Below are 22,187 nucleotides of genomic sequence, written 5' to 3'. Positions count from 1 at the left end.
GAGTGACCGGGATGGAGTACCGGCCGTTCGGGCGGACCGGCGTGCGGGTGAGCGCCCTGGGTCTCGGGTGCTGGATGTTCGGCGACCGGGCCGACGAGGCAGAGTCGGCCCGGATCATCGATCGGGCGCTCGACCTCGGCGTCAACTTCTTCGACACGGCGAACAACTACGGCGGGGCGCCGGGCCGCAGTGAGTCGATCCTGGGGGCCAACCTCGGCGGGTCGTCCCGGCGGGACCGGGTGGTGATCAACACCAAGGCGTACATGCCGGTCGACCCCGACGATCCCAACGGGCGGGGCGTGAGCCGCCGCCATCTGATCCGCCAGTGCGAGCAGAGCCTGCGGCGGCTGCGCACGGACCACGTCGACGTGTTCACGCTGCACCGGTTCGACCCCGGCACGCCGGTCGACGAGCCGTTGCGCGCCCTGGACGACCTCGTCCGCGCGGGCAAGGTCCGTTACCTCGGGGTGAGCACGTCCGCCGCGTGGGAGGTCGTCGAGTCGCTCTGGGTGGCCAAGGAGCTCGGGCTCAACCGGATCGTGGCCGAGACCCCGCCGTACAACATCCTCGACCGGCGGGTCGAGCGTGAGCTGCTGCCGATGGCCGAGACGTTCGGGATCGCGGTCAACCCGTGGGCGCCGCTCGGCGGCGGGGTGCTCACGGGACAGTACCGGCGCGGCGAACCGCCGCCCGACGGCAGCAGGTACGGCGCGGGCGGGGTGCTCGCCGGCTTCGCCGGTGACCGGTTCAGCCACGCCGTGTTCGACGTGCTCGACGTGCTGGAGGAGATCGCTGCGCGGCACGGCGTGACCGTGGCCCAGCTCGCCTTCTCCTGGGTGGTGCGCCGGCCCGGCGTGACGAGCGTGCTGTGCGGGCCGGAGCGGCTGGCCGACCTCGACTCGTGCGCGGAGTCGCTGGCGATCGCGTGGACCGTCGAGGAGCTGGCCGCGATCGACGCGGTGGCCCCGCCCGGTGACAAGGTCGCCAGTTGGTACGAGGCGCTCGGCGGACCGCGGTTCCGGCCGCACCCCGACAGGATCTGACCGGCCACCGCGGCGGGCGGGACCTTCAGGTGGCGTCCGGACCGTCGCCCGGGCACCGGGCGACGGTCCGTTCGACGTCGATCAGGGCTTCGAGCTGCCGGGCGGACAACGAGCCGGTGAAGTGGCGGCGGATCGAGGCGAGGTGGGCCGGGCGGGCTTCGGCGTGGATCTTCCTATCTGGTGGAGGCCGAGCGCCCGTTCGCCGCCGCCTCCCGGCCCTTCGGCGAGGCGGGCATGCGGGCCATGGCCACCCGGGTGGCCGACCGTACGGTGAACGTCGCCGCCCAGGTGACCAACCCGTTCATGATCGACGCCGGGGAGCCGTGGCGGGGCCGGCTCGGGCGGATCGCCGTGCCGACGCTGGTGCCGCACGGCGCCGAGGACCCGATGTTCCCCGTCGAGCACGGCCGCGCCCTGGCCGGGGAGATCCCCGGGGCGCGCTTCCTGGCGATGGAGCAGACCGGCCACGAGGTCTTCCCCCGCGCCCGGTGGGACACCGTCGTCCCGGCCGTCCTGGGGCACACCGCGCCCCGGCGGGCCTGATATAGAGCGGAACGCCTGATCCGCTGGGCCTCTTCTCCGGTGTCAGGCGGATAATATATGCGCCGGTGCGGGTGTCGTACGGCACGCCGCCCCTCTAGGATCTTCAGCGCGACACCCGCCGGGACGGCCGGCGCGAGAGGCGGTGCGATGGGCGCGAGGGCGGCAGAGGCGGGGCGTCCGCAGCTCAGCGAAGACGCCGCCGCCTACGTGCGCAGCATGATCATGTCGGGGCAGTGGCGGCCGGGCGACTCGGTGCGGCCGGAGGCCGTCGGCCAGGCGCTCGGCATCTCCGCGACCCCGGCCCGCGAGGCGCTGCACGTGCTGCGCGTGGAGGGCTTCCTGGAGCTGCTGCCCCGGCGCGGTTTCCAGGTGGCGCCGCTGACCGGGCAGGACGTCCGCGACCTGTTCGAGGCGCACGCGCTGATCTCGGGGGAGCTGGCCGCCAGGGCCGCCGTCCGGGCGACGCCCGATGAGCTCGACGAGCTCGACGCCCTCCACCACGAGCTGCTCGCGGCGGCGTACCGCAAGGACCTGGCGCTGCTGGAGGAGAAGAACCACGCCTTCCACCGGCTGATCAACCTGGTCGCCGGCGCCCGCAAGATCACCTGGGTGCTGACCCTGACCGGGCGCTACATCCCCACCCGTTTCTACTCGGAGATCGAGGGCTGGCCGCAGGCCACCCTGCACGACCATTCGAGGATCCTGGAGGGCCTGCGCGCCCAGGACGCTGAGGCGGCGCGGGCGGCGATGCGCGATCACATCGCCAACGCCGGCGACCTGCTGGCCCGGCAGTTCGACAGGCGGGCGGCGGACGAGCAGCACTCCGCCTAGCCGGACGTCTCTATATAGTTGACCGGCCCTGGAAATCCCTGTTCAGACGATGGTCATCGTGGCAGGTCTGGTGTTTCGTACCCAGATTATATATTTTATTTTGGGACGAAAGGGAAGACGTGCTGCCACTTACAGGGATCACCGTGGTCGCGCTCGAGCACGCGGTGGCCGCGCCGTTCGCGACCCGCCAGCTCGCCGACCTCGGCGCCCGGGTGATCAAGATCGAGCGTCCCGGGTCCGGCGACTTCGCCCGGCGCTACGACGAGTCGATCAAGGGACAGTCCAGCTACTTCGTCTGGCTCAACCGGTCCAAGGAGTCGGTGACGCTGGACGTGAAGACCCCGCGCGGCCGGGAGATCCTGCACGAGCTGGTCGGCCGGGCCGACGTGCTGGTGCAGAACCTCGGGCCGGGCGCGGCCGACCGGCTCGGGCTGTCGGCCGCCGCCGTGCGGGCCCGCGACCCGCGCAAGATCGTCCTCGGCATCACCGGCTGGGGGAGCGACGGGCCGTGGGCCGGCCGCAAGGCCTACGACCTGCTCGCCCAGTGCGAGGCCGGGCTGGTCTCGCTGACCGGGTCCGCGGACGAGCCCGCCCGGGTCGGCATCTCGGTCGCCGACATCGCCGCCGGGATGTACGGCTTCAGCGCCATCCTCACCGCCCTCTACCAGCGGCAGCTCACGGGCGAGGGCGCCACCCTGGAGGTCTCGCTGTTCGAGGCGCTGGCCGAGTGGATGGGCCAGCCCGCCTACTACACCGCCGGCAGCGGCCGCCAGCAGCCGCGCGCGGGCGCCCGGCACGCCACCATCGCCCCGTACGGGCCGTTCACCGCGGGCGACGGGCGCACGGTCCTGATCTCGATCCAGAACGAGACCGAATGGGTGCGCTTCTGCGCGGAGTTCCTCGACGAGCCCGAGCTCGCCACCGATCCACGCTTCGCCACCAACCCGCTCCGCGTGACCAACCGCGACGCGCTCGAAGCGATCGTGGCCGCCCGCTTCGCCGCCTTCGGCTCGGCCGAGGCCTCCGCCCTGCTCGACCGGGCGGGCATCGCGAACGCCGGCGTCAACACGGTCGACGACTTCCTGCGCCACCCGGTGCTGCGGGAGCGCGGCCGCTGGCGGGACGTCGACACGCCGGGCGGTTCCATCCGGGCGCTGCTGCCCCCGGTCTCGCTCGGCGGCGAGGAGCCGCGGATGGACCCGGTGCCCGCCGTCGGCGAGCACACCGCGGCCGTCCTGGCCGAGCTGGGCCACTCACCCGAGAAGATCGCCGACCTGGCGAACGAGAAGATCATCTGACCGCGCCGAAGGAGTACCGATGACGTTGAACGCCGAAGAGACGGCCATGGTCGAGGCGGTGCGCGACTTCGTCGACCGCGAGGTGCGGCCGGTCGTGCGGGAGCTGGAGCACGCCAACACCTACCCGGGCGAGCTGATCGACCAGATGAAGCGGATGGGCGTCTACGGCCTGGCCATCCCCGAGCCGTACGGCGACGTCCAGGTCTCGACCCCGTGCTTCGCGATGATCACGGAAGAGCTGGCCCGGGGATGGATGAGCCTCGCCGGGGCGATGGGCGGCCACACCGTGGTGGCCAGGCTCATCCTGGCGTACGGCACCCAGGAGCAGAAGGACCGCTACCTGCCGCGGATGGCGACCGGCGAGCTGCGCGCGACGATGGCGCTCACCGAGCCGGGCGGCGGCTCCGACCTGCAGGCGATGCGCACCGTGGCCCGGCGCGAGGGCGACGAGTACGTGATCGACGGCACCAAGACCTGGATCAGCAACGCCCGCAGGTCGGGCCTGGTGGCGCTGCTGTGCAAGACCGACCCCGAGGCCGAGCCCCGGCACCGCGGCATCTCCGTCCTGCTGGTGGAGAAGGTCCCCGGGGTCACCGTCACCGCCGACCTGCCCAAGCTCGGCTACAAGGGCGTGGAGAGCTGCGAGCTGGTCTTCGACGGCGCGCGGGTCCCGGCGGACGCGCTGCTCGGCGGCGTGGAGGGCGCCGGCTTCGGGCAGATGATGCGCGGCCTGGAGATCGGCCGCATCCAGGTGGCCGCGCGGGCGACCGGGGTGGCCAGGGCCGCGTTCGACGACGCCCTCGCCTACGCCCAGCAGCGCGAGTCGTTCGGCAGGCCGATCTGGCAGCACCAGGCCGTCGGCAACCACCTCGCCGGGATGGGCACCAAGCTGACCGCCGCCCGCCGGCTGCTGCTGTACGCGGCCGAACGCTACGACTCGGGCGAGCGCAGCGACATGGAGGCGGGCATGGCCAAGCTGTTCTGCTCGGAGGTCGCGATGGAGATCGCCCTCGACGCGATCCGGGTGCACGGCGGCTACGGCTACTCCACCGAGTTCGACGTCGAGCGCTACTTCCGCGACGCCCCGCTGATGATCGTGGGCGAGGGCACCAACGAGATCCAGCTCAACGTCATCGCCCGGCAGCTCGTCGAACGCGGCGGCCTGCCCTCCTGACGGCCTCGCACGGGCCGGGTAACGCCGGACGGCCGCCGGGCGCACACCCGGTTAACGCCGCGTCCGTAGCCTCCCGGCATGGCTGAAGCTTTCATCATCGATGCCGTCCGTACCCCGGTGACCAGGCGCGGCGGGCCGCTGAGCACCGTCCATCCCGCCGACCTGGGCGCCCACAGCATCCGCGCCCTGGTCGAGCGGACCGGGATCGACCCCGGGCTCGTCGACGACGTGGTGTTCGGCAACGTGGACTCGGTGGGTCCGCAGTCGTTCGACATCGCGCGCACCTGCTCGCTCGCGGCGGGGTTCCCGTTGCACGTGCCCGGCGTGACCATCGACCGGCAGTGCGGGTCGGCCCAGCAGGCCGTGCACTTCGCCGCGCAGGCCGTGATGAGCGGGACGATGGACCTGGTCGTGGCCGGCGGGGTGCAGAACATGAGCATGGTCCCGCTCATGTCGGCGGCGAACGCCGGGCAGGCGCTCGGCTTCGACGACCCGTTCTCCACCTCGCCCGCCTGGACCGCGCGGTTCGGCGACGGCGAGGTCAGCCAGTTCCGCGGCGCGGAGATGATGGCCACGCACTGGGACATCTCCCGCGAGCAGATGGAGGAGTTCGCCGTCGAGTCGCACGAACGGGCGCTGCGGGCGAACGCCGCCAAGCTCTTCGAGCCGGAGATCGCGCCGCTGAACGGCGTCAGCGCCGACGACGGCCCGCGCGAGCCGAACTGGGAGAAGATCCGGTCGCTGCCTACGCTGCTGCCCGGCGGGCGCATCACGGCCGCCTGCGCGAGCCAGATCAGCGACGGCTCCGCGGCCCTGCTGATCGCCGGCGAGCGCGCGGTGAAGCACCTCGGGCTGACCCCCAGGGCGCGGATCCACCACATGAGCGTGATGGCCGACGACCCGATCATGATGCTCTCCGCGCCGATCCCCGCGACGGAGCGGGCCCTGCGGCGGGCCAGGATGACACCGGCCGACATCGACGCCGTCGAGATCAACGAGGCGTTCGCGCCGGTGGTGCTCGCCTGGCTGAAGGAGACCGGCTTCGACCCGGCCAAGGTCAACCCCAACGGCGGGGCCATCGCCCTGGGTCACCCGCTCGGCGCCACCGGCGCGCGGCTGATGACGACGCTGCTCAACCACCTTGAGCGCACCGGCGGACGCTACGGCCTCCAGACGATGTGCGAGGGCGGCGGCCAGGCCAACGTCACCATCATCGAACGCCTGTAGTAGCGAGGAACGCCTGTAGGGGCGGGGAAACGAGACGGCCGGGCCGGCGGGGTCACCGCCGGCCCGGCCGTTTCCACCTGGCCACCTGAGGTCGCGTCAGGCCAGGTAGGTCTCCAGGAGGCTGTTCTCGTCGAGGTCGGCGCTGCGGCCGGAGGTGACGACGTCGCCGACGACCATCACGTAGGCCCGGTCGGCCACCTCCAGCGCCAGGCCGGCGTTCTGCTCCGCGATGAGGACGGCGGTGCCGGTGGCGACCACCCGCTGCAGCGCCTCCAGCACGTCGCCGACGACGCGCGGGGCGAGCCCCATCGACGGCTCGTCGATCATGAGCAGCCGCGGCCTGGCCATGAGCCCGCGGGCGATCGCCAGCATCTGCTGCTCGCCGCCGGAGAGCACCCCGCCGAGGTCGTCGAGCTTGCGCCCGAGCACCGGGAACAGGTCGATCATCTCGGCCATCCGGGCGTCGATCCCGCCGGCGGGCAGCCGGTAGCCGCCCATGAGCAGGTTGTCCCGCACGGTGAGCGTGGACAGGATCGCGCGCCCCTCGGGCACGTGGCTGACGCCGAGCCGGGCGATCCGGTACGCGGCCGTCCGTCCCATCACGCGGCCGTCGATCGCGACGGTGCCGGCGGCGGGCCGCACCAGGCCGGAGATGGTGCGCAGCAGGGTGGTCTTGCCGGCGCCGTTCGGTCCGACGATGGCGACGGCCTCACCGGCGCCGACCGTGAGGCTCACACCGTGCAGCGCCTCCACAGCGCCGTAGCGGGTCACGAGGGAATCAACGACCAGCATCGGGTGCCTCCACTGCGTGACGGTCGTGGGTGCCGAGATAGGCCGTCTTCACCCGCTGGTCCTGCCAGACCTCGGTGGGCCCCGCCTCGGTGAGGACGCGGCCCCAGTCGAGCACGACGACGCGGTGGCAGACCGCCGTGACGAGCCGGACGTTGTGGTCGACGAGCAGCACCGTCACGCCCTCGGCGTTGATCGACAGGATCAGCTCGCCGATCTCGTCGGACTCGGTGCGGTTCATCCCGGCGGTGGGCTCGTCGAGCAGCAGCAGCCGGGGCTCGGTGGCCATCGCGCGGGCGATCTCGACGCGTCGCCGCATGCCGTAGGAGAGCTCCGCCACGTCGGCGTCGATCACGTCGGTGAGGCCCACGCGGTCGATGAGCCGCCGGGCCACCTCGTGCTGCTCGGCCTCCTCCCTCGTGCGGGTCCGGCCCATCTGCCAGCGGCGGCCCTTGAAGGACAGGTGGCGGCCGATGAGGACGTTCTCCAGGACCGTGCTCTCCTCGAAGAGCTGCAGATTCTGGTACGTGCGGGCGACGCCCGCGGCGGCGAGGCGATGCGGCCGCAGGTCGGCCGCGTTCTCCCCGGCGAGCCGGATGGTCCCGCTCGTCGGCTTGAGATAGCCGCTGATGAGGTTGACGACGGTCGTCTTGCCGGCGCCGTTGGGCCCGATGAGGCCGCAGACGGCGCCCTGCCGCACGGTGAACGAGACGTCGTCGACGGCTTTCATCCCACCGAAGTGCTTGCTCACTCCGGACAGTTCCAGCAGGGCGGTCATGGGCTCGCCACCTTCTCCGCGGGTTCGTCGATCTTGGGCGGCGGCGGGTTCCCCCGGTCCCGCCATCGTCGTCTCAGCCCCCGGTAGAGCGAGCGGTCGGACAGGCCGTTCGGCGCGACCAGCAGCACCACCACGAGCAGCACGCCGTAGACGATGTCCTCCCAGTGCGAGCCGGCGACCGCCAGGAAGTCGCGCAGGATCGTCAGCCCCCAGGTGACCAGGACCGGCCCGGCCCAGTGCCCGTTCCCGCCGACCAGCACGTACGTGAACACGATCACCAGGGTGGCGAAGCCGTACTGGTCGGGGCTGATCACCATGGTCCGGTGCGCCTCCAGCGCCCCGGCGCAACCGGCGATCGCGGCGGCCGCGGTGAAGGCCACGAACCGCACCCGGAACACGTTCACGCCCAGGCCCTCGGCGGTGCGCTCGTCCAGCCGCACCGCCTTGGCGGCCCGGCCGAAGTAGGAGCGGTGGCCGAGCTCCAGGACGAGGAAGGCCACGACCAGCGCGATGACGAGATACTCGGTCCGCACCTCGACCGGGATGCCGGCGATGCCGTTCGGCCCGTTGGTGAAGTCGCTGATCCGGATCAGCACCACGATGGCCTGCGCCAGGGCGAGGCTGCCAAGGGCCATGTAGATGCCGCGCAGCCGCAGCACCGGCGGGGCGAACAGCGCGCCGATCGCGCCGGCCAGCACCGTCGCGGCGAGGAGGCCGACGGCGAACGGCAGCTCCGACTTGGTGGAGATGAGGGCCGCCGTGTAGCCGCCGACCGCGGCGAACCCCATCGGGGCGAGCGACATGATGCCGACCCGGAACGTGACGTGCACGCTCACCACGAGCAGGGTGAGGATGAGAGCGGTGTCCAGCCGGAAGAGCTGGAGCGGTTCGAGCCACTCAAACACGGGCGGCCTCCTTCTTGCCGAAGAACCCGGACGGCCGCACGACCAGCACCGCGAGGATGGTCGCGAAGGCGATGATCTCCCGGAACACGCTGGAGACGTACGAGGTCGCGTACACCTCGATGACCCCGAGCACGAGGCCGCCGACGATCGCGCCCTTCACCGAGCCCATGCCGCCGAGGATGATGACGGCGAAGGCCACCAGCAGGAGCCCGTCACCGGACGAGTACGACACCTGGGCCGCCGACGCCGCGACGAAGATGCCCGCCACCGCGGCGAGGCCGCCGGCGACGAAGAAACAGACCGAGAAGACGAGCTGGCTGTTCACGCCGAGCAGTTCGGCGGTCTCACGGTTGTGGGCGACCGCCCGCACGGCCCGGCCCGACCTGGTGCGGTTCAGCCAGAAGGCGAGGCCGGCCATCGCCACGACCGCGATCGCCAGCATGACGACCTGGAGCCGCGGCACGTTCTGCCCCGCCACCTCGAAGGCCCCCACCGGGAAGCCCTGCCGGGGGAACGCCTCGGTCTGCGCGTCGGTGTAGGCGCGCAGGATCGTGGTGAGGACGAGGGACACGCCGATCGTCGCGACCACGAAGGAGAACTCGGGCGCCTTCCTGGACCGGAGCGGGGCGAGGACGGCGAGGTCGAGAAGCACCGACAGCACGCCGGCCGCCACCATGCCCACCAGGATGGCCAGCGGCACCGGCACGCCCAGGTGCAGGGCCGCCAGCGCGGCGAAGCTGCCCCAGGTCAGGATCTGCGCGTGCGCGAAATTCAGGATGCCGAGGACACCCCACACCAAGGTGACGCCCACGCCCAGCAGGGCGTACGTACTTCCCAAGGCCAAGCCGTTAATGGTCTGCTGCACACCATCCTCCGCTCCCTCTCACAGCCTTGGGGACCAGGCTGGTTTCGGTGTGACGAGATCGGGGCCCAGCGTTCCGCCTGCTCGTTAACGCCACCGTTACGTGGCTCGTCGCCCCGGCGCGGGCGTTATCCACGGCCGGAACCGAGTTCCGGGAACTCCATGAGGTTCAGCATGATCCCGTCCGGGTCGCGGATCGTGACCACGTGGCGGTGCCGGCCCGGCATGGGGGTGAGCGTGACCGGCCCGGCGACCACGGGCACGTCCAGCTCGCGGATCCGGGCGAGCGTCGCCGTCATGTCGCGGACGCGCAGGCCGAGCCGGGCCAGGCCGGGCTGCTTGGCCGTACGGGGGACGGGCTCGCCGCGTTCGTCGAGGTAGCACAGCAGGTCGAGGTAGGTCGCGGCGTCGTCGTCGCTCCAGGTGAGCAGCGCCGCCTTGCAGCGCACCGAGCCCGTGACGTCGAGGATCGCCTGGAAGTCCGCGCCGGCGTCGAACTCGAAGACCGTCCCGAGCAGGCGGGCGCCGAGCACGCGGGTGTAGAAGTCGAACGACCGGTCGAAGTCCGTGCAGACCACGTTGGCGTGGACGAGATGGCTGATGCCCAAGGTCATGGTGAAGGTCCTTTCTGCGGGCCCGCAACGGCGCCGCCCCGGCACGCCGGGTGGAGTGGCGTGCCGGGGCGGCGGGGGTCGGGGGCGGGGGTGTCGCGGGTGGGGTCAGCTGCAGCTTGTGGCCGTCTGCGGGTCGAACAGCTTGATCGTGCTGTCCACGATCTGGAGCTTGGTGCCCTTGATGCTGGCGGCGCGGTTCTCGGTGAAGCCGATCTTGCCGAACGGCGTGTCGATGCCGTCCAGGGCGGCGAGCGTGTCCCGGACGGTCTTCTTGTCGGTGCTGCCCGCCGTCTTGAACGCGTGCGCCATCGACCAGAGAGACGCGTAGCCCGCCGCCTCGAACACGGTGGCGGAGCGCTTCGCGCCGTGCTGCTGCCAGTAGTCGAGGAAGTGCGGGTTGTTCCCGTCGGTGCTCTGGCCGTTCCATGCCGTCACGTACACGAAGCACTGCATGGCCTTGCCCGCCTGCTCCATGGTGGCGTCGCTCACGTCCGGCGCCATGAAGACCGGGCCGTCGTAGCCGATCTCGTCGAGCTGCAGGTAGATCGTGCTCATCATGCCGGGCAGCGGCATGGTCACCAGCACGTCCGGGTTCGCCTGCTTGAGCTTGGTGAGCTGCGCCCGCACGTCGGTGTCGGTGCCGACGAAGGTCTCCTCGCCCACGGACGTGATGCCCATGCCCTCCAGCGTCTCCTTGCGCTTGCCGATGACGATCTTGGCCGCCTCGGAGTCGCTCTGGTACAGGTAGGCCGCGGTCTTGAGCCCGGTGAACGTCTCGGCGAACTCCTTGTCGGCGGGCGGCATCACGTTCGCCATGTCCGGATAGAGGCGGAACATGTAGTCGCCGACCTCGGTGACGCCGGCCGCGGAGAGCCCCACCGCCATCGTCGGGATGCCGTTCTGCTGGAGCTGCGGTCCCGCGGCGAGGAACGACGGGGTGAGGGTGAAGCCCACGACCGCGTCGACCTGGTCCGCCGCGAGCTTGAGCACCGCCTGCACGGCCTCCTGCTTGTCCGCCTTGGTGTCGATCTCCACGAGCTCGATCTTCGAGCTGCCCAGGAAGCCGGTCTCGTTGATCTCCTTGGCGGCCAGCCGCACGCCGTCGCGCTCGCTGGTTCCCACGCCCGCGATGCCGGCCGCGCCGCTCAGGTCGAGCGGGACGCCGACCTTGATGGTGGCGGGGAGCCCGGCCGCCTGCGCGGTGTCCCCGCCCTCGGCGCCGCCGGAGCCGCACCCCGCCGCCAGCAGTGCCGCGCAAAGGATGGCGGCGAGTGTGCTCTTTCGCGGTTCGCTCTTTCGCATATCAACCTCTCGGGGGGTCGACGACTCCGGCGGAGTCACCTGCAACGTGACGGCGATGCGTCAGGGGGTCCTGATCCTGCGGAACCGTCGTTAACGGGTCCGTTACGCTCAGTCGCCGCCGGGTGGGTTCACAGACCGAGCAGGTTCTCGGCCGGGCGGTTCGCGGTCGCCAGGATCTCGTCGGCGCGCGCGAGGGTCTCTTCGTCGAGGTCGGCCGACAGCCCGCTGAGGCCGTCCGCCACCTCCTTCGCGTTACGGCAGCCGAACAACGCGACATCCGAGTACGGCTGCCGCACCGTCAGGGCGAGGACGAACGCGGCGAGGGAGAGTCCCAGCGGTTCGGCCAGCGCGCGCAGCCGCCGGGCGATCGCCAGATTGGCCGCGAACGCGTCACCGGCGAAGAACACGTTGCCCGACGTGCCGGAACGCCCCTCGCGGCGGCTGCGGCCCCGCCAGTCGTCGGGCTCGAACGCGTGGTCCTCGGCGAAGTCCTCCGACAGCAGGCCGTGCACGTACGAGCCGTAGGTGACGCGCAGGCCGCCGCGCTCCCCGCACGCGGCGAGCTCGTTCAGGTAGCGGTGGTCGAGCAGGCTGAAGCTGTACTCGACGGCCGACGGGATGCCGGTGGCCAGCGCCCGCCTGGCCGCCTCCGCGCCGAAGTTGCAGAAGCCGACCTCGCGGGCGAGCCCCTCGTCCTTGAGCCGCCGCAGGTTCTCCATCTGCTGCTCGGGGGAGAGTGCCGGGTCGAACTGGTGCAGCAGGTAGACGTCGACGTGGTCGGTGCGCAGCCGGGTCAGCGACTCCTCCATGAACCGGCGCAGCGCGTCGTAGGAGGAGTCGCAGACCAGGGTCAGCAGGTTCGTCGGGTCGCTGTAGCGCACGCCACCCTTGGTGCACAGCCGTACCTCGTCCCGGCGGTCCTGCAGGATCTCCCCGACGATCGCCTCCGACCGTCCCGACCCGTAGAAGTGCGCGGTGTCGTAGAAGCGCACCCCCGCCTGGTAGGCGGCCTCGACCGCGCCCCGGGCCGCGTCCTCGTCCACCTGCCCGTACCCTTGCGCGATCATGGTGCCGCTGCCGAAACCGACACGGCCGATCAGCGGGTTCTCCTCCGGCATGACAACCTCTCCTCGCTCCGCCGCGGTCATCGCGCCTCCCCGGACGTGCGCACGACGGCGTTCCCCGTCATCACCACCACGTCCTGCCCGTCGGTCACGGTCAGCGTGACCGCGGCCGTCCCGTCGCCGTCCACCGACGCGACCTCGGCGCGGGCGGTGAGCGACGCGCCGGGGAACACCTGGGCGCGGAACCGCGCCTCGTACCGCAGCAGCGACTCCGGCCCGAACCAGCCGGTCAGCACCCTGGCCGCCATGCCCATCGTGAGCATCCCGTGAGCGAACACCGACGGGTAACCGGCGGCCTCCACCGCGAACCGCTCGTCGGTGTGCACCGGGTTGAAGTCGCCCGAGGCTCCCGCGTACTGGACGATCCGCGTCCTGGTCAGATCCCGGACGAGGACCAGCTCCCTGGTCTCGCCCGCCGTCACCGTCGGCACCGTCGTCATTCGCCGGCTCCCACCGTGGCGGAGGTGGTCACCATCACCATCGTCGCGGTCACGACAGGCTCGCCCCGCTGGTCGCGGTACTCGGTGATCCTCTCGGTGAAGGTGAGCGCGCCGCCGCGCCGCCCCTCCTTCCGCCAGGTCCTGCCGGGCCGGTCCACCGCGCTGAGCACGTCGCCCTCGCGTACCGGCCGGTGGTACTCGTACCGCTGCTCGGCGTGCAGGCCGAGACCCGCACCGTCGTCGACGGGCGCGCCGGAAGGGGTCGCGCCCGAGCCCAGCCAGGGCTCGCCCGGCTTCGGGCGGACGGCGCTGTCCGGGTCGTAGTGGTCGGCCGCCCAGACGAACGTGGGCGGGGCGATCGCCGGAGTGCCGTCCATCGCGCCGTGGTAGGCCGGGTGGGGATCCCCGACGGCCCGCGCGAACATCATGATGTGGCCCCCCTCGACCGGGAACCGCTCGACTGCCATGCTCGTGCCTCCTGGTTGTCCTCGGTGACCCTCCCGCCTCGCCGTTCGCCCCGGGGTTACGGGCGCGGTTCGTAACGTCGGGGGTAACGGCGTGCCCGGCACGCTGGCCGCCCTCTGTCCGCGACGGCGACGCCCTCGCCGAGGAGGCTCCCGTGTCCGCTGCCCCACGCCCGCGCATCGGGCTCAACCTGCCGCTGGGCTTCGCCGCCTCCGGCCCCGACGACGTCGCCGCCTGGCTCCGCGACGTCGAGGCCGCGCCCGTCGACGCGCTGTGGACCCTCGATCAGCTCGCCGGGCGCATGCCCACTCCTGAGCCGATCGCGCTGCTGGGCTTCGCCGCCGCGCACACCCGCCGGGTCCGGCTGGGCATCGCCGTCCTCGTCGCCCCGGGCCGGGGCCCGATCGCGGCGGCGAAGCAGCTCGCGTACCTGGACCACCTCACCGGCGGCCGGCTCGTGGTCGGCGTCGGCAGCGGTGACCGCCGCATGTTCCCCGCGCTCCGGCTGGCGGACTGGGCGGACCGGCCGGGCGTGGTCATCGACGAGTTCCTGACGGCGGTGCGCCGCCTGTGGACCGAGAGCGGCGTCACCCACGACGGACCCATCTGGCCCTTCGCCGACGTCACGGTGACCCCGCGTCCCGCCGCCCCGCCGCCGCTGTGGGTCGGCGGCGGTTCGGTCCCGGCGCTGCGCCGGGCCTTGCGCCTCGGCTCCGGCTGGGTGGCGGCCGGGCGGCAGACCACCGCCCGGTTCGCGGAGCTGGCCGTACGCCTGGACGAGGTCGCCGAGCAGGAAGGCCGCGACCGCGCCTCCTTCAGCGTGGCCAAGCGCGTCTACCTGCTGGTCGAGCCGGACCGCGCCCGCGCCCACCGGAAGATCGACGCCTGGTTCACCGCCTTCTACGGCTCGCCTGACCAGGGCCGCGAGGCCACCGTCCACGGCGACGTGGCCACCTGCGCGGAACAGCTCGCCGAGCTGGCCGGCCTCGGCGTCACCGACCTGATCCTGCACCCGCTGGACGAGTCGCCGCGGCACCGGGCCGTCGTGCTCGGCGAGCTCCTGCCCGCGATCACGACGGCCCACGCCCGGCTAACCGGCTGAACGGCCGAAGTCCCAGCTCGCCCAGCGGTCGGCGTGGACGATGATGCCGACCCGCGCGCCCGACAGGGCCATCTCCCGGTAGTCCGGGCGGCCCGGCTCGGGGAAGTTGCGCGGCACGATCGCCGCACCGATGCGCAGCAGCCCCGCGTCGTCCTCGACCAGCTCGGCGCGGCCGGTCACCGACAGGCCCTTCAGGCTGCGGTAGTCCTCGCCCGAATCCACCAGGCACGCCACGCGCGGGTCGTTGCGCAGGTTGCGTGCCTTCACCGACGTACGCTGCGTCCACATCACGATGGCGCCGTCGAGCACCCCGAACCACATCGTGGCCAGATGCGGCGCCCCGGTCGGGTCCAGCGTCGCGAGCTGCAGGCTCTTGCACGACAGCAGGTAGTCCAGCCGTTCACCCGGCTCGATCGGCGGCGGCCTGTTTCCCATGACGGGCTCCTTTCTCCCGCGCCCACTACAGCCCTGCGAGCGCACCTCCGGCGCGGCGGCGCACGGCGTAACGCGGGCGGTAATGGGGGACCGCGTTACGTGTCGGCGGTGAGCCTCGAACTGATGAGCCCCGCCCGGAGCCGGACGTGCTCCGCCCCGACGGGAGCCCTGCGACGATGATCGTGCCGGCCGACGACGAGATCCGGCTCGACCTTCCGGACGGTCCGCGGGTCGACACCGCGATCGTGCACTTCTACAGCGACGGCCTGCGGCTGACCGGCGTCCTGGTCACGCCGCGGGAGCGGGTGGGCGCGATGCCCGCGCTCATCGCCAGCCACGGCTGGAGCGGCGCGGTCAACTTCCGCGTCCTGCCGCTCGCCGCCCGCCTCGCGCGGCGCGGCTACGCCGTGCTCGCCCTCGACCATCGCGGCTTCGGCCGCAGCGAGGGCGCCCGGCTGCGCTGCGACCCGTACGAGCAGGTACGCGACGTCTCCAACGCCGCCACCTACCTGGCGGGCCGGCCGGAGATCGACGGCTCCGCGCTGGGCGTGATCGGCGCCAGCTTCGGCGGAGCCATCGCGGTCGCCGCCGCGGCCGCCGACGACCGCCTGCGCGCCTGCGTCGCCCTCGTCCCGCTCGCCGACGGGCGGCGGTGGCTGCGCGACCTGCACGGCCCCGACTCCTGGCCCGCCTTCCTCGACCGGATCGCCCGGGACGAGGCGGACCGGGTGCGCGCCGGCGCGGGGGAGCGGGTGCCGCTGGGCACGCTCATGCCGTTGCCGCCGAGCCCGGCCGCCGACGCCGAGGCCGAACTCATCGCCGGCGTCTATCCCGAGGGCTACCCGCTGGAGAACGCCCGGCTCGCCCTCGACTTCTCGCCCGAGAAACTGGTCCCCGCGATCGCCCCCCGCGCCCTGTGCCTGATCACCCCGGGCGACGACACGGTCATCCCGGCCGAGCACTCCCTGGCCCTGCACGCCCGCGCCGGCGAGCCCAGGGAACTGCACCTGCTGCCGCGCGGCGGCCACGGCGGCCCCATGGGCGAACTCGTCGACACCACCGCCGAACTGGCCGGGCGGTTCCTCGCCAGGCACCTGCCGTCGAAGGCGGCGTCATGACCGCCCCGCTCGACGGCCGGGTGGCCGTGATCACCGGCGGCGGCTCCGGCATCGGCCGCGCCACCGTCGAACGCTTCGTCGCGGACGGCGCGCGCGTCGTGCTCGCCGATTTCGCGGCGGCCGGAGCCGAGGTCGCCGCCGAGATCGACCCCTCCGGGGCGACGGTGGTCTTCCAGCGCACCGACGTGCGCCACGCCGACCAGGTGGACCGCGCGTTCCAGGTCGCGGTGGACCGGTTCGGCCGGTGCGACATCGCGGTGAACAACGCCGGCGTCATCGCGGGCGGCCACCTGCACGAGGACGACGCCGACGACCAGTTCGACCAGGTCTGGCGCGTCTGCGTGGCCGGCGTCTGGCACGGCTGCCGGTCCGCCGTGGCCCGCATGCGGCACCACGGCGGCGGCGTCATCCTCAACACCGCGTCCACGGCCGCGCTCTGGCCCACCCCCGCCTTCCCCGCGTACGGCCTGGCCAAGGCCGCGGTCGTGCACCTGACCCGGTCGCTCGCCGGCGCGTACGGCCGCGACGGCATCCGCGTCAACGCCGTGCTGCCCGGACCCACCCGGACCGGCATCTTCGCCGCCGCGAGCGGCGACCTCGACCTGACCGAACTGGAACAGCGCTACACCGCGACCATGGCGCTCGGCCGCATGATCGAGCCGCAGGAGACCGCGTCCGCCTTCGCCTACCTCGCCTCCGACGCGGCCCGGTCGGTCACCGGCGCCACGCTGCAGATCGACGGCGGCTACCGGCCCGGCGGCTGACGCCCGGCCTTCCCGCCTTCCCCGCCTCACCTCTCAGGAGACCCGCAATGACCTATCTGGTCACCGGCGCCACCGGATTCATCGGCTCGTACGTCGTCGAACGGCTGCTGCGCGACGGTCACCCGGTGATCGCGCTCGACCGCCGCCCGGAGTGGGCACACGAGCCGGCCGCCCCCGACCCGTCCGCCCTCACCTACGTCGAAGGCGACGTCGCCGACTTCGCTCTCGTCGCCGACCTGATGAGCACCCACCGGGTGGACCGCGTCATCCACCTCGCCGCCGAACTCCACGACCGCTCCGCCGCCCAGCGCGGCCAGTGCATCCAGTCGAACGTCGTCGGCACCTACAACGTCCTGGAGGCCGCCCGCCTGCTCGGCGTGTCCCGCACCGTACTGGCGAGCAGCGCGGCCCTGTTCAGCCCGGCACACCACGGCTCCGGCGAGCCGATCGCCGAGGACGCCCGCATCCACGGCGGCGACGTGTACGAAGGCAGCAAGATCTTCGGCGAGACCATGGGCGAGTACTACCTGCGCGCCCTCGGCGTCACCAACACCTCCATCAGGATCGGCCTGGCCTACGGCGCCGCCTGTCTCATCGGCACCGCCCGCCGGCTCATCGACGAACTGATCACCAAGCCGCTCGCCGGCGAGCCGGGCAGGCCCGCCTACCACGGCGGCTCGATGATGAACATGGTCTACATCCACGACACCGCCGACGCGTTCGTCCGCGCCAGCCAGGGCCCGGTGCCGTCGAGCCCCGTCTACCACGTACGCGGCGACTACCGCAGCATCGGCGACATGGTGGAGGTCGCCCGCAAGCTCATCCCCGGCGCCGTCATCGAGCCCGGCGACGCCGACCACCGCTGGCCGATGAACTTCGACGACTCCCTCTTCCGCGGGGAGTTCGGCTACACCACCCGCTGGTCCCTGGAGGACGCGCTGGCCGACATCGTCGAGGAGAAGCGCGCCCTGACCGGCTGAGCCCGCCCCGGAAACGAAGAACCCCGCGCCGGGTCCACAAGCGGCGCGGGGTTCGTCGTTCCGGCGGACTCAGCCGCCCAGGCGCGGGAAGCCGGCCAGCGGCTCCGGGCTTTCCAGGGCGGTGAGGTCACCGGGGTCGGTGCCGAGATAGGCGGAGCGGGCGACGCGGCGCATCACCTTGCCGTTGCGGGTCTTCGGCAGAGCCGAGACCGCGTGGATCGCCCGGGGGCGGGTGGCCTTGCCCTCGCGGCTCACGACCGACTCCTCCAGCCGGGGGAGGACCTCGGCCGGGTCGGCGTCGCCGGTGAGGACGACGAAGCAGACCAGCGCCTCGCCCTTCAGCTCGTCGGGCACCCCCACGGCGGCGGCCTCGACCACGTCGGGGTCGTCCACCAGGAGGGACTCTATCTCGGCCGGGCCCACGCGCTTGCCCGCGAGCATGATGGTGTCGTCGGAGCGGCCGAGGAGGAACCAGTGGCCGTCGGCGTCGACGTAGGCGAAGTCGCCCTGCTGCCAGTTGCCGGGGAAGCGGCTCCAGTAGGTGGCCAGATAGCGTTCCGGGCCGTCCCAGAGGCCCTTGGTCATGCCCGGCCAGGGGCCGCGGACGACGAGCTCGCCCACCCGGCCGCGGACGGAGCCGCCGTCGGGGTCGTACACGTCGGCGGCCATGCCGAGCGACGGGCCGGAGAACCCGGCGGGCTTCATCGGGCGGTGCACGGTGCCGCTGACGATGGAGGCCCCGCACTCGGTGCCGCCGCTCATGTTGACGATGGGGGTGCGGCCCTTGCCGACGTGGCGGAAGCACCACCACCAGGGTTCGAGGTTCCACGGCTCGCCGGTGCTGCAGACGACCCGCAGGTCGGGCAGCTCGTGCGCGTCCGGCCAGCGTTCCCCGAACCCGGCCAGGACACGGACCAGGGTGGGGGAGACGCCGAGCGCGGTGACCCGGTGGCGTTCGACGACGGACCAGAGGCGGTCCGGGGTCGGGTGGTCGGGGGTGCCCTCGTAGAGCACGGCGGTGCCCCCGTTGGTCAAGGCCGCCGTCACCAGGTAGGCGCCCATGACCCAGCCCATGTCGGTGACCCACATGAGGCGTTCGCCGACGTCCATCCCGAAGCCGTGCCTGGCCTCCTGGGCGAACCTGAACGGCAGGCCGGAGTGGGTGTGCAGGCAGCCCTTGGGCCGGCCGGTGCTGCCGGAGGAGTACAGCAGGACGCACGGGGTCTCGGCGTCGAAGACCGGCGTCCCGGTCATCGGCTCGGCGGCGGCCATCGCCTCGTCCCACCACTCGTCACGGCCGTCCACCAGGGGGACGTCCCGGCCGAGGCGGCGCACGACGAGCACGGTCCGCAAGGCGGGGGCGTCCGCGGCGGCCTCGTCGGCCGTCTCCTTGAGCGGCACGAGTTTGCTGCGGCGCTCGAACCCGTCGGCGGTCACCATGAGCGTCGCCTTGGAGTCGAGCAGCCGCTCGCGCACCGGGTCGGGACCGAAGCCGCTGAAGAACGGGGCGACGATGGCGCCGATCTTCGCGGCGGCGAGCATGACGACGGCGGCCTCGGGCACCATCGGCAGGAAGAGCGCGACGACGTCGCCGACCCCGACGCCGCGGGCGGTGAACGCGGCGGCGGCGAGGTCGATCTGTCCTTTCAGCTCGCCGTAGGTGAGGGTGCGGACCGCGCCGTCGTCACCCTCCCAGACGATCGCCTCGGCGTCGGCGCGGCCCTGGTCGACCCACCGGTCGACGGCGTAGTCGGCCCAGTTGAGCCCGCCGCCCTTGAACCAGTGCGCGAACTCGGGACCGTCGGACAGGTCGAGGACCTTCTCGTACGGCCGCAGCCAGCGCAGTCCGACGTCGTCGGCGGCGGCGGCCCAGAACCACTCGGGGTCGGCGGCGGCCCTGGCGGCCACCTCGTCGAAGGAGGCGAGGCCGTGCCGGGCGGCCATCCGGCCCAGCGGGGTGCCGGGAAAGGCGTCGGGGTCGGGCTCCCAGGCGATGGGGAGCCGGTTCAGCTCGTCGACGTTCACGGGGATCTCCGGAAAGGGAGGACGCCGGGGGTCATTTGATCGCCAGCGGGTTCAGAGGGGAGCCGACCGCTCTGGTGAACGGCAGCGGCCCGGCGGCGAACATGAACTCGTAGACGCCGTCGGCGGCGCAGTCGTCGGCCAGCTTCTCCAGGTCGAAGATCTCGCCGATCAGCAGGCCGGCGTTGACCAGCAGCACGATGTGCACCGGCTGGAAGATCTCGTCGGTCTCGTTGGGGCGGACCTCCATGCCCCAGGTGTCGGTGGCGACGCCGGCGACCTCGTTGCCGCAGAGGAAGTGCGCGGAGTCGAGGGAGAGGCCCGGGGCGTCGCCGGCCGCGTAGTCGCCCCACGAGCCCCGCTCCCGGCACAGGGCGATGTGCCCGGTGCGGACCAGGACGAAGTCGCCGCGGCCGACGGTGACGCCCTGCGCCTCGGCGCAGGCGGCGAGCTCGGCGCTGTCGATGCCCTGACCGGGCTCCAGCCAGGGCACGCCGCGGTGGCGGGGGATGTCGAGCAGCACGCCCCGGCCGACGACCTTCTCGGTGGTCAGCTCGATGCCGCACTTGGCCGCGCCGGTGCTGGAGACGTGCTCCTGCCCGAAGCCGTTGTACATCTTGCCCTCGTAGAACACGTGCGACAGGGCGTCCCACTGAGTGCCGCACTGCAGCGGCATGTAGACGGCGTCGTCGGCGTAGCGCAGCCGGGCCATGTGGTCCTGGGCGCCGATGACGGCGTCGCCGCCGTCCTGCAGCATGAGGTGGATCGGGTTGACCCGGCCGCCCCAGCCGTTCTGCGGGCCGTCGCCGTCGTACGGCAGCGCGCAGGAGATCACCTTGCCCTGGCGGACCAGCGCCGACGCGGCGACGATCATCTCCGGTTCGATGTAGTTGAGGGTGCCGATCTGATCGTCGGGGCCCCATTTGCCCCAATTCCGATAGCGCTCGCACAGGGCGTGCACGTCGTCCAGCGTCACCTTGCCGGGGACGGCGGCGGGCGCGCCGTCCCCGACGGTGGTGTCAGTCGTGTCAGTGCTCACGTCAGTGTCTCTCCCTCGTCACCGGGCGTCGGGAACGGTCTGCGCGGGCCGCGTGCCGAAGCGCTGGGCGAACCAGTCGGCGATGAGCTGCCTGGCCGGGTCGGGCTCGTCGGTCTGGCAGTGCTCGGCGCCGCCCTCGGCGACGCTGAAGACGCGCAGCGTCTTGTCGGAGGAGCCGGCCGCCTCGTACGCCTTGTACGCGTCCTCGACCGCGACCTGGCGGTCGTTCTCGCCGTGCAGGATCAGCAGCGGCTGGGTGAGCCGGGGCAGCACGTCGACGAGGGTCCACTGCTTGACCCGCTCCAGTCCGGCCTCCATCGTGTCGGTGCCCATCACCCAGGGGAGCTGGAACCACGGCACCGAGACCGTCTTGGACCGGGTGGCCCAGCGCTTCTCCCAGGTGGCGCCCCAGTCCCAGATGCCGCCCCAGGCGGCGCACGCCTTGATCCGCGGCTCGAAGGCGGCCGACCGCGGCGCGTAGTAGCCGCCTAGGCTGATGCCCATGACGCCGATGCGGCCGGCGTCCACGTCCGCGCGGGTCTCCAGGTAGTCGATGATCGCCCCGGTGGGGACCTCGTAGTCGGGCCGGGACGGCACGTTCCGCAGCCGGAGCGGCTCGCCCACGCCGGGGCTGTCCATCACCAGGCAGGTGATGCCGCGGCGGACGAACTCCTCCTCGACGAAGCCGTACAGGATCTCCTTGGTGACGTCGAAGCCGCCGTAGAAGATCACGACGGGGGCGGGCTCCGCGGTGCGTGCGGGGATGAGGTAGCCGGGCAGGACGCCGTCGGGCGAGGGGACCTCGATGCGCTCCACGTTCAGCGGGGCCAGCTCGATCGCCTTCTCGAACGCGTCGAGCGCGGCGCGGTAGCTGGCCGTCTTCTCGGGGCCGGGAGCGATCTGCCGCTCGCCGCTGGCGTGGTAGACCGAGGCGCGCAGGTAGCGCAGGCCGGCGCTGCGGCGCAGCCCCGCCTGAAGATCCTTCTCGGCCTGCTCCTCCTGCTGGCCGGCCATGCCCGCCCACGCCTTGCCCCAGGCCTCGGGCTCGGGCTCGCCGTCGCGCAGCGGCGCCAGCCAGCGGTGCATCTCACCGAGCGAGCCGCCCGCCATGAGGGCGAGGTTGAAGGCCGATGACCACATGTAGTTGTCCGGGAAGTAGTAGAACACCGTGCGGGCTCCGTTCACGTGCGGGTGGTGCAGAGGTCTCCGCGAGTCACCTCATACGGCACGCGTTACCACCGTCGTTATGGCCGTCCAGGGATCGGGCGGGGCGGCTCGGGTGACGCCCGGCGGGCACGATCGGAGCCTGGCGCAAGGGCGATATGGAGGGCC

At 72.4% G+C, this 22,187-nt stretch carries 23 protein-coding genes; 10 read left to right on the top strand and 13 right to left on the bottom strand.

What is annotated here, in order from left to right:
• Nucleotides 1-11: 11 nt before the first annotated feature.
• From ACGFI7_RS37265 to ACGFI7_RS37240, 6 genes are all read left to right on the top strand, one after another.
• Nucleotides 12-1,043 carry an aldo/keto reductase gene (locus ACGFI7_RS37265; protein WP_393413424.1) on the top strand — a complete coding sequence of 344 codons (1,032 nt, stop codon included), beginning with the start codon at nucleotides 12-14 and terminating at the stop codon, nucleotides 1,041-1,043.
• Nucleotides 1,044-1,223: 180 nt separating this feature from the next.
• Nucleotides 1,224-1,586, top strand: a complete 363-nt coding sequence (locus tag ACGFI7_RS37260) for an alpha/beta fold hydrolase (RefSeq protein WP_393413178.1) — start codon at nucleotides 1,224-1,226, stop codon at nucleotides 1,584-1,586.
• 147 nt (nucleotides 1,587-1,733) lie between these two features.
• Nucleotides 1,734-2,417: a GntR family transcriptional regulator gene (locus ACGFI7_RS37255; protein WP_393413177.1), complete on the top strand. Its 684-nt coding sequence runs from the start codon at nucleotides 1,734-1,736 to the stop codon at nucleotides 2,415-2,417.
• Between the two features lie 119 nt (nucleotides 2,418-2,536).
• Nucleotides 2,537-3,715: a CaiB/BaiF CoA transferase family protein gene (locus ACGFI7_RS37250; RefSeq protein WP_393413175.1), complete on the top strand. Its 1,179-nt coding sequence runs from the start codon at nucleotides 2,537-2,539 to the stop codon at nucleotides 3,713-3,715.
• A gap of 19 nt (nucleotides 3,716-3,734) precedes the next feature.
• On the top strand, nucleotides 3,735-4,889 hold the full coding sequence (locus tag ACGFI7_RS37245; protein WP_393413173.1) for an acyl-CoA dehydrogenase family protein: 1,155 nt from the start codon (nucleotides 3,735-3,737) through the stop codon (nucleotides 4,887-4,889).
• Between the two features lie 78 nt (nucleotides 4,890-4,967).
• Nucleotides 4,968-6,116: an acetyl-CoA C-acetyltransferase gene (locus tag ACGFI7_RS37240; protein WP_393413171.1), complete on the top strand. Its 1,149-nt coding sequence runs from the start codon at nucleotides 4,968-4,970 to the stop codon at nucleotides 6,114-6,116.
• Nucleotides 6,117-6,212: 96 nt separating this feature from the next.
• Here ACGFI7_RS37240 and ACGFI7_RS37235 read toward each other — a convergent pair whose 3' ends face one another.
• The 9 genes from ACGFI7_RS37235 to ACGFI7_RS37195 all read right to left on the bottom strand — a co-directional run bounded on the left by ACGFI7_RS37235 (nucleotide 6,213) and on the right by ACGFI7_RS37195 (nucleotide 13,397).
• Nucleotides 6,213-6,908: an ABC transporter ATP-binding protein gene (locus tag ACGFI7_RS37235; protein WP_393413169.1), complete on the bottom strand. Its 696-nt coding sequence runs from the start codon at nucleotides 6,906-6,908 to the stop codon at nucleotides 6,213-6,215.
• Entirely contained in the window at nucleotides 6,895-7,683 is a 789-nt protein-coding gene (locus ACGFI7_RS37230) for an ABC transporter ATP-binding protein (protein ID WP_393413167.1), read from the bottom strand. Before ACGFI7_RS37230 ends, ACGFI7_RS37235 begins: the two co-directional genes overlap by 14 nt.
• Complete coding sequence (locus tag ACGFI7_RS37225) at nucleotides 7,680-8,588, bottom strand: branched-chain amino acid ABC transporter permease (protein WP_393413165.1); 909 nt, start codon at nucleotides 8,586-8,588, stop codon at nucleotides 7,680-7,682. Before ACGFI7_RS37225 ends, ACGFI7_RS37230 begins: the two co-directional genes overlap by 4 nt.
• A complete protein-coding gene (locus tag ACGFI7_RS37220; RefSeq protein WP_393413163.1) occupies nucleotides 8,581-9,432 on the bottom strand; it encodes a branched-chain amino acid ABC transporter permease in 852 nt (283 codons plus the stop codon). Before ACGFI7_RS37220 ends, ACGFI7_RS37225 begins: the two co-directional genes overlap by 8 nt.
• A 146-nt stretch (nucleotides 9,433-9,578) precedes the next feature.
• The gene (locus tag ACGFI7_RS37215; protein ID WP_393413161.1) at nucleotides 9,579-10,064 is read right to left on the bottom strand and encodes a VOC family protein; all 486 of its coding nucleotides are present in this window, start codon (nucleotides 10,062-10,064) and stop codon (nucleotides 9,579-9,581) included.
• 105 nt (nucleotides 10,065-10,169) lie between these two features.
• Nucleotides 10,170-11,366 (bottom strand): ABC transporter substrate-binding protein, encoded by a 1,197-nt coding sequence (locus ACGFI7_RS37210; RefSeq protein WP_393413159.1) that lies wholly within the window; start codon nucleotides 11,364-11,366, stop codon nucleotides 10,170-10,172.
• 128 nt (nucleotides 11,367-11,494) lie between these two features.
• Nucleotides 11,495-12,484: an aldo/keto reductase gene (locus ACGFI7_RS37205; RefSeq protein ID WP_393413157.1), complete on the bottom strand. Its 990-nt coding sequence runs from the start codon at nucleotides 12,482-12,484 to the stop codon at nucleotides 11,495-11,497.
• A 26-nt stretch (nucleotides 12,485-12,510) separates the two neighbouring features.
• Nucleotides 12,511-12,930 (bottom strand): MaoC/PaaZ C-terminal domain-containing protein, encoded by a 420-nt coding sequence (locus ACGFI7_RS37200; RefSeq protein WP_393413155.1) that lies wholly within the window; start codon nucleotides 12,928-12,930, stop codon nucleotides 12,511-12,513.
• Nucleotides 12,927-13,397 (bottom strand): MaoC family dehydratase N-terminal domain-containing protein, encoded by a 471-nt coding sequence (locus ACGFI7_RS37195; RefSeq protein ID WP_393413153.1) that lies wholly within the window; start codon nucleotides 13,395-13,397, stop codon nucleotides 12,927-12,929. The genes ACGFI7_RS37200 and ACGFI7_RS37195 overlap by 4 nt, the downstream gene beginning before the upstream one ends.
• Before the next feature lie 152 nt (nucleotides 13,398-13,549).
• Here ACGFI7_RS37195 and ACGFI7_RS37190 point away from each other — a divergent pair, with 152 nt between their 5' ends.
• Nucleotides 13,550-14,497, top strand: a complete 948-nt coding sequence (locus tag ACGFI7_RS37190) for an LLM class flavin-dependent oxidoreductase (RefSeq protein ID WP_393413151.1) — start codon at nucleotides 13,550-13,552, stop codon at nucleotides 14,495-14,497.
• On the opposite strand, the gene ACGFI7_RS37185 is transcribed toward ACGFI7_RS37190, so the two are convergent.
• Complete coding sequence (locus tag ACGFI7_RS37185; protein ID WP_393413149.1) at nucleotides 14,486-14,932, bottom strand: pyridoxamine 5'-phosphate oxidase family protein; 447 nt, start codon at nucleotides 14,930-14,932, stop codon at nucleotides 14,486-14,488. The two genes, ACGFI7_RS37190 and ACGFI7_RS37185, sit on opposite strands and share 12 nt — an antisense overlap.
• A 176-nt stretch (nucleotides 14,933-15,108) precedes the next feature.
• Between ACGFI7_RS37185 and ACGFI7_RS37180 the strand changes: the two genes are divergently transcribed.
• The 3 genes from ACGFI7_RS37180 to ACGFI7_RS37170 are packed head-to-tail and all read left to right on the top strand — an operon-like array spanning nucleotide 15,109 to nucleotide 17,794.
• Entirely contained in the window at nucleotides 15,109-16,050 is a 942-nt protein-coding gene (locus tag ACGFI7_RS37180) for an alpha/beta hydrolase (RefSeq protein WP_393413147.1), read from the top strand.
• Nucleotides 16,047-16,814: an SDR family NAD(P)-dependent oxidoreductase gene (locus ACGFI7_RS37175; RefSeq protein WP_393413145.1), complete on the top strand. Its 768-nt coding sequence runs from the start codon at nucleotides 16,047-16,049 to the stop codon at nucleotides 16,812-16,814. The genes ACGFI7_RS37180 and ACGFI7_RS37175 overlap by 4 nt, the downstream gene beginning before the upstream one ends.
• 47 nt (nucleotides 16,815-16,861) lie before the next feature.
• Nucleotides 16,862-17,794 carry an NAD-dependent epimerase/dehydratase family protein gene (locus tag ACGFI7_RS37170; protein ID WP_393413143.1) on the top strand — a complete coding sequence of 311 codons (933 nt, stop codon included), beginning with the start codon at nucleotides 16,862-16,864 and terminating at the stop codon, nucleotides 17,792-17,794.
• Nucleotides 17,795-17,863: 69 nt separating this feature from the next.
• Here ACGFI7_RS37170 and ACGFI7_RS37165 read toward each other — a convergent pair whose 3' ends face one another.
• Genes ACGFI7_RS37165 through ACGFI7_RS37155 form a run of 3 tightly spaced genes read right to left on the bottom strand, consistent with a single transcriptional unit; the run spans nucleotide 17,864 to nucleotide 22,040 of the window.
• Nucleotides 17,864-19,819, bottom strand: coding sequence for an AMP-binding protein (locus tag ACGFI7_RS37165; protein ID WP_393413141.1), 1,956 nt, complete (start codon nucleotides 19,817-19,819; stop codon nucleotides 17,864-17,866).
• A gap of 31 nt (nucleotides 19,820-19,850) precedes the next feature.
• Nucleotides 19,851-20,855 (bottom strand): cyclase family protein, encoded by a 1,005-nt coding sequence (locus ACGFI7_RS37160; protein WP_393413139.1) that lies wholly within the window; start codon nucleotides 20,853-20,855, stop codon nucleotides 19,851-19,853.
• 18 nt (nucleotides 20,856-20,873) lie between these two features.
• On the bottom strand, nucleotides 20,874-22,040 hold the full coding sequence (locus ACGFI7_RS37155) for an alpha/beta hydrolase family protein (RefSeq protein WP_393413137.1): 1,167 nt from the start codon (nucleotides 22,038-22,040) through the stop codon (nucleotides 20,874-20,876).
• Between the last annotated feature and the right edge of the window lie 147 nt (nucleotides 22,041-22,187).

It is taken from the genome of Nonomuraea sp. NPDC048826, from assembly GCF_043198225.1.
Lineage (GTDB): Bacteria > Actinomycetota > Actinomycetes > Streptosporangiales > Streptosporangiaceae > Nonomuraea.
Note: the sequence above shows the minus strand (reverse complement) of the source record. Positions and strands in the feature narration are given on the sequence as shown.